A 12,489-nucleotide genomic window follows, 5' to 3' on the forward strand; every position below is an offset into this window, starting at 1 on the left:
AATGGCCGCTTCCCCGCTTCACGACAAACAACATCAACCGGTAATGGAGACAATCATGAAAAAGCTCGTTCTGGCCGCCGCGCTCGCGCTGGCGGCAGGCGCCGCCGCCGCGAAAGACCCGGCGGTGCTGCGCCTCGGCGTCGATCCCAGCTACGCGCCGTTCGAATCGCTCGCGCCCGACGGCAAGCTCGTCGGCTTCGACATCGATCTCGGCAATGCGATCTGCGAGCGGATGAAGGTGCGCTGCGTGTGGGTCGAGAACGCGTTCGACGGGATGATCCCGGCGTTGAAGGCACGCAAGTTCGACGGCGTGCTGTCGTCGATGAGCGTGACCGAGAAGCGCCTCGCGCAGATCGCGTTCACCGACAAGATCAACAACGTGCCGCCGCGCCTCGTCGCGCGGCGCGGTGCGAACCTGCAGCCGACGCCCGAGTCGCTGCAGGGGAAGAGTGTCGGCGTCGAACAGGGGACGACGCAGGAAACCTATGCGCGCACCTACTGGGAACCGAAGGGTGTGATCGTCCGCACGTACCAGACGCAGGATCTCGTGTATCAGGATTTGCTGTCGGGCCGGCTCGACGCGTCGTTGCAGTCGTCGGTGCAGGCCGATCTCGGCTTCCTGAAGACCGCGAAGGGTGCGAATTTCGAATTTGCGGGGCCGGCGCTGCATGATCCCAAGACGCTCGGTGTGGGTTCGGCGATCGGCATGCGCAAGGACGACGACGCGCTGCGCACGCAGATCAACCAGGCACTCGCGAGCCTGATTCAGGACGGCACGTATCAGCGAATCGCGAAGAAGTACTTCGCGTTCGACATTTACAACTGACGAACACGGGCAGAAGACGCAAAAGGGCGTCGCGCATTCCTGCGCGACGCCCCTTCTTCGTGTACGGAAAACGGCCGGCTAGGCCACCGCGCGTTGCAGCAAATCCGTTGCGAACGACCGCGCATGCGCGACCGCTTCCTGTGCATCGCCGAAGACGCCGAGCTGATCCCAGTGCTCTTCGGCCGCGTATGTCCCCTTCACGGCGAGCGCCCGCTGAACGCTCAACTGCGCCGCGTATCGGCCATCGTCCAGCGGCCGGGCCGTCGCGACGACCTTGTGCGGCGGGCTGGCGCGCTCCGGCTGAACCAGCTCGACCGCCCCGCCGACGACGCCGAGATTCATCAACTCGTTCCTGGCCTTGCAGTCCGGGCAGTGGAAGCACCACCCCGCGTCGTCCTGATGGGGCTTGACTTGCCCGCGAGCCAGCACGGCGCGACATTCGACGTTTTCGCAGATGAACGGCATCGCAGCGTCTCCGAAGTTGTTTGACGGAAATCCTAGCATGTCCGCCGGCTCTCAACCATCGGCATCCGCATGATTGACGCACCGGAATTCCAGTTCGTCACGATGGCCGGGCCAGGCGCGCACCCACCCCTTTCGCTGCACTGCAATATCGGCGCCTTCCTTTCCTGATCCGGGAAGCGCATTCCCGTTCGTGCCCCATGCATTCTCGGAGAATCGTGCAAGAAATGCGGACTCGCAGGATAACGCCGGCGCCCCCTTCCGCGCGATGCTGACGTCTCTTCACCGTGAACCGAGGAATGAACATGACGAGCCACAACATCGAACAGAAAGTGGTCCTGATCACCGGCGCAAGCAGCGGGATCGGCGAAGCCACCGCCCGCTATCTGGGCGAGCGCGGTGCGCGCCTGATGCTCGGCGCACGCCGCACCGAGCGTCTTGCGGACCTGGCCGGCAACATTCGCACCCAGGGCGGCACCGCTTCGTGGCGCGCGCTCGACGTCACGAAGCGCGACGACAACGTCGCGTTCGTCGAAGCCGCGCTCGCCGAGTATGGCCATATCGACGTCATCGTCAACAACGCAGGCGTCATGCCGCTTTCGCCGATGGCGTCGCTGAAAGTCGACGAGTGGGACCGGATGGTCGACGTCAACATCAAGGGCGTGCTGTACGGCATCGCAGCCGCACTGCCGGTGATGAATCGCCAGGGTTTCGGGCAGATCATCAACGTATCGTCGATCGGCGGGTTGCGGGTATCGCCGACGGCCGCCGTCTATTGCGCGACGAAGTATGCGGTGCGCGCAATTTCCGATGGCTTGCGGCAGGAGAACGACAAGCTGCGCGTCACGAGCATCTGCCCCGGTGTCGTGACGTCCGAACTGGCCGACACGATCACGGACCCGACCGCCGCCGACCTGATGGCGAAGTACCGCAGCATTGCGCTCGAACCGGAAGCGATCGCGGCAGCCATTGCGTATGCGATCGCGCAGCCCGCCGATGTCGACGTGAACGAGATCGTCGTGCGCCCGACGGCAACGATCGGCGGCTAGCGGGTAACGACGCGCCGGCCGGATGTCGCTCGCGATACACTGTCTGCCCGACCACCGAAGCGAGAAACCCCCGATGTTGATCCGCGTTGCGACACTGGCCGATGCAGCCCCGCTTGCCGACTTGAAGCGCGATACGTTTCGCGAAACCTTTCTGCAGGACGGCTTCGGCATCAACTATCCGCCGAACGATCTTGCCGCGTACGAGGCACGCAGCTACTCGGTTGAAACGGTCAGCGAACAGCTCGTCGACCCACAGTGCCGCACGTGGGTCGCCGAAGACGACGACGGTACGCTGGTCGGCTATGCACACGCGGGGCCGTGCAAGCTCCCGCATCCGGAAGTGGCGGACGGTTCGGGCGAGATCCATCAGATCTACCTTCGACGAGGTACGCAGGGAACCGGTGCCGGACGCACGTTGTTCGATGCCGCGCTGGCTTATCTGTCCGACGAACGCCCCGGTCCGGTATGGCTAGGCGTGTGGTCCGGCAACGCGAAGGCCATCGCGTTCTACGAGAAGGCCGGCTTCAGGCAGGTCGGCACGTATGATTTCAAGGTCGGGGAATCGACTGACCTCGAATACATCTACCGTCGCTAATTTCACGGATAGGGGAATCCGCTGCAATCGACGTGAATCGACGTGTCCCCGTCGATCGCGGTACCTTGAACCCATGCCGCCCGATCCGGTTTCCCTCGTAACCGTCACGACAACGACAACCATCGGCACTGGGGGGGCGTCGGGAACGCGCGCGCGGTAGTCTTCGCAGTTGCATGTCACCAGCGCCCCGCCGGCAAGCGACGGGGCTCTTTGCGTTTACGGCACCCCGCTTCTTGTCGGAATCACATCAGCCAGGAGTCGCCATGAACGAAGTCGATCGTCAAAACCGGAACAACAAAAACGAGGTGCTGCTCATCATCTCGCGCCGGATCGTGCCCGGAAAGCGTCACGAACAGATCGCCGCGTATGAGCACCTGGCGTCCGTCGTTCGGGCCGAACCCGGTTGTCTTCAATACGACCGTCATCCCGTCGTCGGCGATGAAGACAGGTTGTGCTGATCGAGCGCAGCGCATCGGCTGACGCGCTGGCCGCTCACGAAGTGACGCCCCACATCGTCGCCAACGATGCACGGAGCCCGGCGTTCAGGGTTGCATCCGCGACGGTCCTGCGGCTGGCGCCAGACGGCGTCGCGTAGGCGAAAAAAAGGTGCATCGCGGGTTTCCGGCGCGCACCATACATTTGTCCGCGTTCGCCCACGAGCGCGGCACTGGCGCCTCCAATCGATGCGATATTGTTTTGGCGAACCATCACTGTCAGCATACGCAGACTGCCCATAGCGACTGAATTTCAGCGTGGGCACCCGCCGGAAACCGAGTACAGCACCAGGACAATCATGTCGCGACTGAAACGGTGGAAAATTTTCTTCCTGGTGGCCGATCTCCTGCTTCTGATGGTGTCCGCGCCAGTTGCCTTGACGTTCTTCTTTTCAGCGTTCACGGTTCCAAAAGAATTTCCATTCTGGCTTCTCGCGTGTGCTGGCGCCGTCTCTGCGCTCTTGAGCGTCGTCGGCGTTGCTCGCCTCGAAAAACTTTCTCCGTGGTGGCATTCAATGATCACGGTGTTGGCCGCGGGTTTCATCTATCCCGTCATCGCCTTGATGGACGCATTAGGAAAAAACCCGCCTTGAGGATTGGGTAAATCATGCTCATCTTTCGTTTGCCAGTCGGGCAACGCGAAGGCCATCGCGTCCTACGAAAAGGCTGGTTTCAGGCAAGTCGGGGAATCGACCGACCTCGAATACATCTACCGTCGCTGACCTTCGCCGCTGCATGACAACCGCGCCCCGCCGGCAAACGACGGGGCGTTTCGCGTTTACTGCGCGTCGCAACTTGCCGGCTGCGCGGGAACCGATTGCGATGTCAACGACGTATTTCCCTCGTTTCAGGCTGAATGACACGATTTGAGGGTTCTCGCTAAAATACGCCTTCCCGAGTTTCCGGTATCTGCCCTGTCATGCATCGAATTGGATTCTTCGTTTGCCGTGGCTACGATGCGCTTGACCTTGGCGGGCCACTGTCGGCCTTTAATCAGGTAACCACGGCTGCCGGCCATACGCCCTATGACCTTCATGTCATCTCGCAATCCGGCGGCCCGATTCCCGGCAATACCGGCCTTTCGATCGACACGAAGCCAATGGGAAGGCGCACGTTCGACACGGTCGTTTTCGTGGGCGGTGATATCGAGCCGATGCAGACACCGGAAAACGTCGCCGCTGCCCGAAAACTGGCCGCCAGGGCCTCACGGGTCGCCAGCGTGTGTACGGGAGCGTTCCTGCTCGCGGAAACCGGCTCGCTGGACGGACTGAGAGCAGCGACGCACTGGCGATACGCTGCGCTGATGCAGTCGCGCTTCCCTCGCATCAAAGTCGACGGCGACAGTATCTATGTCGTGGATGGCCGCGTCTGGACATCGGCAGGCATCGCCTCCGGAATCGACCTGGCGCTCGGCATCATCGAAAAAGACCTGGGGGCGGAAATTGCGCGCGCCGTCTCCCGGCTTCTGGTCGTGCCGTATCGTCGACCCGGCGGGCAGTCGCAATTCTCCGCGATGTCGCAGATGGAACCGGAATCGGATCGCATCCGCATCGCGCTGAATTTTGCGAGGGAACATCTGGCGGAAGCGTTGCCGGTCGAACGACTCGCGGATGCCGCACGATTGAGCGTGCGACAGTTCGGACGCGCCTTTCGCCGGGAAACCGGCGAAACGCCTGCGAAGGCGGTCGAACGCTTGCGCGTCGAAGCCGCGAGGCTGCGGCTGCAGGGTGGCAGCGAACCGATCGAACAGATTGCGCTGGCGGTGGGGTTCACCGATCCGGAGCGGATGCGGCGGGCCTTCATCAAACTGCATGGGCACCCGCCGCAGGCGATTCGGCGCGAGAGCAGATCGAACCCAGCACGCTGATCGCCCTCGACGATCGGCGTGCTGCCTGGTCGACGTCCCGCTAACGGACTATTGGCGCGTGGGCCAGTGACGCGCCGTGCCGCCGGACGCTCATTGGCCGCCGGTCTTGACGGGCGCGTAATCGTTCCACATGTCGCGATGCAGTTTCCACGCGCCGTCCTGTTTCAGAAAGACGAGAATCTGCTTCGCGCGGATCAGGCGCTTTCCATCGTGATCGCGCACCTCCGCATCCGATACCTCCGTCACTTCCCGGTCATTACCGTAAAACTCGTAATTGCTGAACGATACGGTGCCGGGTTTCGATCCGGCATACCCGTTGGCGAAGTACTCGGTGATCGCACGGCGCCCCGTGACCTTGTCGCCGCCGAGCGGCAAGAGCGCGCCGTCGTCGGTATAGAGTCGGCCGAGCGCCTCATAATCCCCGCGCGCAAAGGCATCGGCCCATCGCGCGTTTTCGGCCTTGATGGCCGCTTCGGGCGGACGTTGCGAACCGCCGGCAACAGCCGGCGCCGTGAAGGCGAAAAAGGACACGCAGGCCGCAAGCGCGGCAGTACAAAGACGGATCTGTTGCATCGAGTGATTTCCGGTTGTGGCTTGAATTGAAGCGGGTGCCCGAGCGGGCAGGCGGCACAGGCAGCGTCGCCGGCGGCCTTCATCGAGGCCGGCGGATGGCCTCGCACACGTGGGCTGCAGACGTTCAGCGCACGCCGGGGATTCGTGCGAGCCCCCTGGATGCGCCGGGCAGTTCCTTGTCGACCATCGCGATCACTTCCGGCCGCGCATCCCTCGGATGACCGGAATGGAACGGCGGAGCGGGATCGTATTCGATCACGAGTTGCGTGAACTCGGCGGCCTGTTGGCCGCGCAGTTTCGCTGCCACGCGAAGCGCGAAGTCGATGCCCGCCGTCACGCCGCCGCCGCTCATGAAGCGGCCGTTGTCGTCTTCGACGAAGCGATCCGGAACGGGAATGGCGCCATATTCGGACAGCTTGTTGACGAACGCCCAGTGACAGGCGCTGCGCTTGCCCTTGAGCACGCCCGTCGCGGCGAGCACGAGCGATCCGTTGCACACCGACGTCACGTGTTTCGCGCTTTGTGCCAGGCGCCGGATCTGCGCCTGGTACGCCGGTTGCATCGGCACGCTCAGATCCGATCCGCCGGGAACGAGAATCACGTCGGTCTTCTCGATATCGGCCAACCGTTCGGTATTGCCATACACGACGCCGAATTCGAGCGTCACGTTGCCACCATTGAGGCTCGCGTAACGAACGTGCGTATTCGGCAACCGGTGGAAAATCTCGCTCGGGCCGGCAAAGTCGAGCAGCGTCCCCCCGTCGTAATTGACGATCAGAATATCGAGGGGGTCGTTCGGGGCAAGCATGGCATCGCTGCCTGCCTGCGCAAGCGCGGGCGTCGCGTGCCCGAGCAAGGCCCCGCCGCCCAGCATGGCGCCGAGCGTGGCGACGCTTCCAAGCTTGAGCATGTCGCGGCGCGAACGACCTGCCCGGGTGAGTGGCGTGGCGGATGCGTGGTTATCGCTACTGTCGGTCAAGATGATTTCTCCTTGCACTTCGGCCCCCTCTGCGAGCGCAACCAGGCCGGGCCGGATTGAACCACCGCCACGACGAAAGGCATGGCGGACGTGAAGTCGGGATGTGGACGAGCCGCGACGACGTGCCGGGCTCCGGATGCATGAACTGCCGGCTTAAAGCTGCGACGCTCCGCCGTCGACGACCAGTTCGGTGCCGACGACATAGGAGGATTCGTCACTGGCGAGATAGAGGGCCGCGTTGGCGATGTCCTCGGCCTTGCCCATGCGGCCCACCGGAATCGCTTCGGCGAACTCGGCCTTGCGGTCGCGCACCCATTCGTCGGGCATGCCCCACCGGGAGAGCAGCGGCGTGTCGATCGCACCGGGGGCGATCGCGTTGAAGCGGATCTTCCGGTCGAGAAACTCGTAGGACCAGCTGCGCGCGAGCGATCGCACGGCAGCCTTCGCGGCCGCGGTCAACGAGATGCCATGCTTGCCGGTCTGCGCGACGAACGAGGTATTGAGGATCACGGACGAACCTTCCCGCAAGTCCGGCAGCACCGCCTGCAGCGTGAACACCACGCCCTTGACGTTGATGTCCATGATCTCGCCATAAAGTGCGTCGTCGATGTCGTTGACCGCGGACGGGAATGCCCAGCCCGCATTGGCGAACACGATATCCAGGCCGCCGAATTTCGCGTTGACCTCGGCGGCAATCGCCCGCATGTTCTCGAGCGAACGGACGTCGCCCTTGAGGACGATCGCGTTCTCGCCAAGCTCGGCCTTCACATGCTCGAACACGGCCTCGTCGCGGCCGGTAACCGCTACCCGGGCGCCCTCTGCGATGAACAGCTTCGCCGTTGCGAGGCCGATGCCGCTCGTGCCCCCCGTAATCAACGCTGACTTGTTCTTGAGCCTCATCTTCCGTTCCTTTTCATGTCGTGAATGGATCAGGCCGAACGTTCACAACGCAATCGCGTTTGTGCGCTGTCCCGGCTTGATCTGCCACTGAAGTATGGAGCGTGAGGCAAATGGCTCAAAGGTCGTATAACCCTCGAAAAACGCCACCCGATTCGAACGGACGCCGCATCGACCTGCTTCATCTCCGGTACGCCACTTGCGTTACGATGCGCTTCATCCTCAACTCCGCAGCAGGACATGAGCACTCGTTCCATCAAGGCACGCGCCGCATTCATGGCTTTTATCGCGATCGCAACTGTCCCGCTCGTCGCCGTCGCAACGCCGCCTCGGGAAGGCAACTCACCGAGCTACGACACCTACAAATCGTGGCTGGTCGCCTGCGACAACGGACTGACCTGCGAGGCGAAGGGTTTCGCGAGCGGCGGCGAAGCCCGCGCAGACTTGCGCTTCATTCGCGCGGCCGGGCCAAACGGCTCGCTCGAAGCACGTCTCTATATCGAAACCAACGCGAGTATCGATCCGGATGAGCTGCGTGTTGACGGGGTGCCGCTGCGGCTGGACGCGTCGGCCTGGAACGTGAACACCGACCTTGCCAACAACCTGGCGACTTTGTCGGTCACGCAGCCTGCGGCCATCGCCGCATTCGTGTCACGACTTCGCAACGGCACGAAGCTTCAGGTCGGCTCGGATGCAAGCGCCTATGTTCCCCTCGACGGCATGGTCGCCGCCCTCTTGCGCATCGATGACCGGCAGGGACGTATCGGCGGTGTGACCGCATTGATCCGCAAAGGCCCTGCACCCGCCTCCCAAGTCCCGCTCGCACCGTCGCTGCCGCTCGTACCGACACGGAAGATCACTTCGCGGCTATCCGGGCAGGAGGAACAGAACCTGATCGCGCGCACGAAACGTGTCCGGGACGCCAGCAGCTGCGAAGAGAATGCGTCAACGCATCTCGAAGAAGCCGCGTATGCCCTCGACGCACGCAAGGCGCTGGTTTTCCTTCCCTGCATTCAAGGCGCGTACCAGGGATCGTCGAACGTGTTCGTCGCCCCGCGCACGGGTGGCGGCGCACCGGAGCCCGTCAAGCTGAACGATGCTGCGGAGGGCACTTCGGACGCGTTGCTGTTCGAACCGAACTTTGATCCGGCTACCGGCACCCTGTCGACTTTCGGCAAAGGGCGCGGGCTGGCCGATTGCGGCTTTCGGACCGAATGGATCTGGGATGGCCACGCGTTTCAGATGTCGTCTGCAGCCCGGCAAGAAACGTGTGGCGGCGTTGCGCCGGGTGACTGGCCCACCCTCTACCGGTCGCGAAAGAAGTAAGGCAGTAATCGCCTTCGATGACGGGCGCGGCCGAACTGGCGACCGCCAGACCGGCCCCGTATCGACCTACGGCCGCCCGATTGCGCTGCGGCCGCCGCATGCCGGATCCGGCGATACGCCAGCCGCGCCGGCGTGACCGCTCAGTAGTGGCTGCGCCCCCACAGCGTCTTCGGCTCGTCGAGCAGATGACGCAAGCCGCTGCGCTCGATCATCGTTTCCGCAACTTCGTTCACGCGCTCGAGAATCTCGCCTTCATCCACCGACAGCACGCGACGGTCCTCCATCAGCACCCTGCCGCCGACCATCGTCATGCACACGTCGGCCGCGTTCGCGAAGCACGTCACGCGATACACGGGCATGTTCATCGGCATCATGTGCGGCCGGAACAGGTCGACGAGAATGATGTCCGCGAGCTTGCCGGTTTCGAGCGAACCGATTTCGTGATCGACCGACAGCGCCTTCGCCGCATCGATCGTCACCATCTCCAGCACCTTGCCGTGCGGCAGCACGTCCGGATCACGGAAATGCCGACGGTGATAGTGCATGCACTGCCACATGTGGCGGAACATGTCGTAGCCGCGATCGGGCGCCGCGCCGTCCGACGCGATCGCCACCGTCACGCCCGCGTCGATCAGCTCGGGCACCGGGCAGCGCCCGATGATCGACATGATCGCGCTCGGGTTGTGGATGATCGCGGTGCCCGTCTCCACGCATGCCGCGATGTCGTCGTCGGTCAGGTCGATGCTGTGCGACATGAACGACGTCGGCCCGAGCAGCCCCAGCTCGCGATGCGCGAACGCGAGCGTGCCCGCGCGGTGGCCATCCTGCGTGAACGTCAGCCCGCGCCCGCGCGCAAGCGCACCGTAGCGCGCGGCCTGGTCGCGGAAGTCGCGCTCGTACTGCGCAAGTTCCGGGTCGTGCTCGGGACCGTACACGGGCAGCGTCAGCGCGATCCGGATCCGGCCGTCGGCATCGCCGTGGCATTCGTCGACGATGCGCTCGCACACGTCGTACATCGTGTCGAAACCGATGTCCCGCGTCTCGCTGCCGTCCGGCGTGTGGCGCGTGTACGCGCGCGGCGCGGGCGGACGCGACGGGCCGACCGCGACGATCGAGCGCGTACCGGTGCGCACGACTGCGTCGCAATGGCGTCGCGCATAGACCGGATCGTCGACGCGCATGATCGAATTGCCGCCGCCGAGCAGCGACACGCCGGTCGTCACGCCGGCCTTCAGCCGTTCGAGCGCGGCGAGATGCGATTCGGTTTCCCAGAATGCCTCGTCCGATGCGCGCGTGTAGATCGTCTCGGCCGCGGCCGACCATGCATCGCCGTCCGCGCCGCCAATCGTGCGCAGCATCGCGTGGCCCGCGTGCGCATGCGCATCGATCAGGCCCGGCAGCACGGCCTTGCGGCGTGCGTCGATCGTGCGCGTCGCACGGTAGCGCGCCTGCAGTTCTTCGGTGCTGCCGACGGCGACGATGCGATCGCCCTCCACGGCAACCGCGCCGTTCTCGATCACGCGCCGCTGCGGGTCCATCGTGATCACGCAGCCGTTCGCGATCAGCATGTCGATCGCTACGCGCTTGTCTTCGGTCGTCATGACGTGTAGTCCTGTTGTCGTTCGATTGAGCGGGGCGCCGTCAAACGGCCAGGCCGCCGGGCGGCTGCCCGGCGGCCTGACCGCGAAACGGCGAAGCAACTGTCACGCGGAGCGCACCGGCGCCGCGACACGGGCCTTCAGCTTGCGCTGCACCGTGCTGATCGCGATGAACACCACCGCGTTCACGGCGAGCGCGACGAGCCCGGGGTTGATCGACGTGAACGTGCTCGACGCGCCGGGGAACAGCGACGCGAGCGTCACGCCGTAGTAGTTGGTCATCGCGATCACGATCGCACCGGCGACGATGCCCGCGAACGCGCCCTCGCGCGTGCCGAACGGCCGCTTCAGGAAGCTCGATGCGAGCATCGGCACGAGCTGCGTGAGCAGGCTCGACGAGAAGATCGCGAGCGTCACGAAGGTTGCGCCGCCGCGCAGCACGAAGTAGACGACCACCAGCGTGAAGATCGGCAGCGCGATCCGCGCAACGCGCGTCACTTCGCGGTCGGTCGCATTCGGCGCGAAGCCTTCGCGATAGATGTTGCGCGCGATCGTCGTCGATGCGTTCAGCATGATCAGCGAGCCCGGCACCAGCGCGGTCAGCAGGCCCGTGCCGCCGACGACGCCGACGAACCATGCGGGGAACGTCTGCTTCACGAGGCGCAGCAGCGCAAGATCGGTCTGCGCGCCTTCGAGCCCGTGCACCGTCATCACGGCCGCGAAGCCGACGAGGAACAGGAACGCGATCAGCACCTGGTACAGCGGCATCAGGATCACGTTGCGGCGCAGCGCGCGCTCGTCCTTCGCGACGTAGATCGCGGTGAAGCCGTGCGGATACAGGTAGTAGCCGAGCGACGTGAGCAGGATCGTCGAGTTGTACCAGCTCAGGTTGAAGCCGTGCTCGGGCATGCGCAGCAGTTCGGGATGCGCGGCATCGATCTTCGCGAACATCTCGCCGAGGCCGCCGTAGTAATGCATCGGCAGGTACAGGCCGAGGAAGATCGCGATCGCGAGGATCAGCACGTCCTTGAAGATCGCGATGCTCGCCGAGCCGTGAATGCCCGACACGACCATGTACACGGCCATCAGCGTCGCGGCGATCCAGATCGCGGCCGATTGCGGAATCAGCCCGTACGACATCTCCGACACGATCACGCCGAGCCCGCGCAGCTGGATCATCAGCAGCGACACCATCGCGAACACCGCGACGATCGACACCAGCACGCCGATCGCGCGGCTGTCGTACTTCGACGCGAAGTAATCGGCGAACGACACGAGGCCGCGCTCCTTCGCGTAGCGCCAGATCGCCGGCAGCATCCAGTAGCCGATCACGAACGCGAGGCAGCCGTACGACAGGATGTAGAACGCCGGCACGCCCTTGCTGTAGGTCCAGCCGCTCGCGCCGAGGAACGAGAACGTCGAGAACGCCTCGCCGGCCATCAGCAGGAACGTGAGCAACGAGCCGAAGCCGCGCCCGCCGACCGCCCACTGTTCGAGCGTGAGCTTGCGGCCGCGGCGCGCCATCACGCCGATCGCCAGCGCGAATACGGCGAACGCCGCGATGATGATGATCGAAGCGTTCATCGCGCGTCTCCCGTGCGGCCGTTGCGGTCCGCGTCGCGCTCGTCGAGATGGAACAGGATCGCGAGGATCACGGCAGTCGCCGCCATCCAGATCAGGTTCCAGACGAGCAGGAACGGCAGCCCGAACAGCAGCGGACGTGCCTCGGCGAGCGAGCCGCCTGCATACATCCCGACGAACGGCAGCGCCGCCAGCAACAGTTTGAATTTCATGTGAGTCTCCTCCGGAAGACGCGCGAACGC

Annotated in this window: 14 protein-coding genes; 7 read left to right on the plus strand and 7 right to left on the minus strand. The window is 64.3% G+C overall.

Annotation, left to right across the window (positions count from 1 at the left end; all coding sequences use genetic code 11):
* Positions 1–55: 55 nt before the first annotated feature.
* Positions 56–826 (plus strand): ABC transporter substrate-binding protein, encoded by a 771-nt coding sequence (locus ACWMMN_RS28690; RefSeq protein WP_059240794.1) that lies wholly within the window; start codon positions 56–58, stop codon positions 824–826.
* Positions 827–904: 78 nt separating this feature from the next.
* Here the strand turns inward: ACWMMN_RS28690 and ACWMMN_RS28695 are convergent, their stop codons facing one another.
* Positions 905–1,291, minus strand: coding sequence for a hypothetical protein (locus ACWMMN_RS28695; protein ID WP_059237511.1), 387 nt, complete (start codon positions 1,289–1,291; stop codon positions 905–907).
* A gap of 302 nt (positions 1,292–1,593) precedes the next feature.
* Between ACWMMN_RS28695 and ACWMMN_RS28700 the strand changes: the two genes are divergently transcribed.
* The 5 genes from ACWMMN_RS28700 (at position 1,594) to ACWMMN_RS28720 (ending at position 5,293) form a co-directional block, all read left to right on the plus strand.
* Positions 1,594–2,337, plus strand: coding sequence for an SDR family oxidoreductase (locus tag ACWMMN_RS28700; protein WP_059240795.1), 744 nt, complete (start codon positions 1,594–1,596; stop codon positions 2,335–2,337).
* A gap of 73 nt (positions 2,338–2,410) precedes the next feature.
* Complete coding sequence (locus ACWMMN_RS28705) at positions 2,411–2,932, plus strand: GNAT family N-acetyltransferase (RefSeq protein WP_059237512.1); 522 nt, start codon at positions 2,411–2,413, stop codon at positions 2,930–2,932.
* 263 nt (positions 2,933–3,195) lie between these two features.
* Positions 3,196–3,390: an antibiotic biosynthesis monooxygenase gene (locus ACWMMN_RS28710; protein WP_217468154.1), complete on the plus strand. Its 195-nt coding sequence runs from the start codon at positions 3,196–3,198 to the stop codon at positions 3,388–3,390.
* A gap of 335 nt (positions 3,391–3,725) precedes the next feature.
* Positions 3,726–4,019, plus strand: coding sequence for a hypothetical protein (locus ACWMMN_RS28715; protein ID WP_174992811.1), 294 nt, complete (start codon positions 3,726–3,728; stop codon positions 4,017–4,019).
* A gap of 326 nt (positions 4,020–4,345) precedes the next feature.
* Positions 4,346–5,293, plus strand: a complete 948-nt coding sequence (locus ACWMMN_RS28720; RefSeq protein ID WP_059237513.1) for a GlxA family transcriptional regulator — start codon at positions 4,346–4,348, stop codon at positions 5,291–5,293.
* Positions 5,294–5,383: 90 nt separating this feature from the next.
* On the opposite strand, the gene ACWMMN_RS28725 is transcribed toward ACWMMN_RS28720, so the two are convergent.
* The 3 genes from ACWMMN_RS28725 to ACWMMN_RS28735 form a co-directional block, all read right to left on the minus strand.
* On the minus strand, positions 5,384–5,866 hold the full coding sequence (locus ACWMMN_RS28725) for a YybH family protein (RefSeq protein WP_174992813.1): 483 nt from the start codon (positions 5,864–5,866) through the stop codon (positions 5,384–5,386).
* A gap of 124 nt (positions 5,867–5,990) precedes the next feature.
* Positions 5,991–6,845, minus strand: coding sequence for a DJ-1/PfpI family protein (locus ACWMMN_RS28730; RefSeq protein WP_342705981.1), 855 nt, complete (start codon positions 6,843–6,845; stop codon positions 5,991–5,993).
* 153 nt (positions 6,846–6,998) lie between these two features.
* On the minus strand, positions 6,999–7,745 hold the full coding sequence (locus ACWMMN_RS28735) for an SDR family oxidoreductase (protein WP_486423465.1): 747 nt from the start codon (positions 7,743–7,745) through the stop codon (positions 6,999–7,001).
* A 237-nt stretch (positions 7,746–7,982) separates the two neighbouring features.
* On the opposite strand from ACWMMN_RS28735, the gene ACWMMN_RS28740 reads away from it, so the two are divergent.
* Positions 7,983–9,068, plus strand: a complete 1,086-nt coding sequence (locus ACWMMN_RS28740) for a DUF1176 domain-containing protein (protein ID WP_486423466.1) — start codon at positions 7,983–7,985, stop codon at positions 9,066–9,068.
* 140 nt (positions 9,069–9,208) lie between these two features.
* Here ACWMMN_RS28740 and ACWMMN_RS28745 read toward each other — a convergent pair whose 3' ends face one another.
* The 3 genes from ACWMMN_RS28745 to ACWMMN_RS28755 form a co-directional block, all read right to left on the minus strand.
* Entirely contained in the window at positions 9,209–10,669 is a 1,461-nt protein-coding gene (locus ACWMMN_RS28745; protein WP_059237518.1) for an amidohydrolase family protein, read from the minus strand.
* A gap of 102 nt (positions 10,670–10,771) precedes the next feature.
* Positions 10,772–12,250 carry a sodium:solute symporter family protein gene (locus ACWMMN_RS28750; protein WP_174992817.1) on the minus strand — a complete coding sequence of 493 codons (1,479 nt, stop codon included), beginning with the start codon at positions 12,248–12,250 and terminating at the stop codon, positions 10,772–10,774.
* Positions 12,247–12,459 carry a DUF3311 domain-containing protein gene (locus ACWMMN_RS28755; protein WP_059237520.1) on the minus strand — a complete coding sequence of 71 codons (213 nt, stop codon included), beginning with the start codon at positions 12,457–12,459 and terminating at the stop codon, positions 12,247–12,249. The genes ACWMMN_RS28750 and ACWMMN_RS28755 overlap by 4 nt, the downstream gene beginning before the upstream one ends.
* Positions 12,460–12,489: the final 30 nt, after the last annotated feature.

The sequence above is a fragment of the Burkholderia cepacia complex sp. TUM26381 genome, assembly GCF_057439935.1.

What these genes read in the sequence shown, in the direction of transcription:
- ACWMMN_RS28690 (WP_059240794.1), top strand. Translation starts at nt 56, where the DNA reads ATGAAAAAGCTCGTTCTGGCCGCCGCGCTCGCGCTGGCGGCAGGCGCC.
- ACWMMN_RS28695 (WP_059237511.1), bottom strand. Translation starts at nt 1,291, where the DNA reads ATGCCGTTCATCTGCGAAAACGTCGAATGTCGCGCCGTGCTGGCTCGC.
- ACWMMN_RS28700 (WP_059240795.1), top strand. Translation starts at nt 1,594, where the DNA reads ATGACGAGCCACAACATCGAACAGAAAGTGGTCCTGATCACCGGCGCA.
- ACWMMN_RS28705 (WP_059237512.1), top strand. Translation starts at nt 2,411, where the DNA reads ATGTTGATCCGCGTTGCGACACTGGCCGATGCAGCCCCGCTTGCCGAC.
- ACWMMN_RS28710 (WP_217468154.1), top strand. Translation starts at nt 3,196, where the DNA reads ATGAACGAAGTCGATCGTCAAAACCGGAACAACAAAAACGAGGTGCTG.
- ACWMMN_RS28715 (WP_174992811.1), top strand. Translation starts at nt 3,726, where the DNA reads ATGTCGCGACTGAAACGGTGGAAAATTTTCTTCCTGGTGGCCGATCTC.
- ACWMMN_RS28720 (WP_059237513.1), top strand. Translation starts at nt 4,346, where the DNA reads ATGCATCGAATTGGATTCTTCGTTTGCCGTGGCTACGATGCGCTTGAC.
- ACWMMN_RS28725 (WP_174992813.1), bottom strand. Translation starts at nt 5,866, where the DNA reads ATGCAACAGATCCGTCTTTGTACTGCCGCGCTTGCGGCCTGCGTGTCC.
- ACWMMN_RS28735 (WP_486423465.1), bottom strand. Translation starts at nt 7,745, where the DNA reads ATGAGGCTCAAGAACAAGTCAGCGTTGATTACGGGGGGCACGAGCGGC.
- ACWMMN_RS28740 (WP_486423466.1), top strand. Translation starts at nt 7,983, where the DNA reads ATGAGCACTCGTTCCATCAAGGCACGCGCCGCATTCATGGCTTTTATC.
- ACWMMN_RS28745 (WP_059237518.1), bottom strand. Translation starts at nt 10,669, where the DNA reads ATGACGACCGAAGACAAGCGCGTAGCGATCGACATGCTGATCGCGAAC.
- ACWMMN_RS28750 (WP_174992817.1), bottom strand. Translation starts at nt 12,250, where the DNA reads ATGAACGCTTCGATCATCATCATCGCGGCGTTCGCCGTATTCGCGCTG.
- ACWMMN_RS28755 (WP_059237520.1), bottom strand. Translation starts at nt 12,459, where the DNA reads ATGAAATTCAAACTGTTGCTGGCGGCGCTGCCGTTCGTCGGGATGTAT.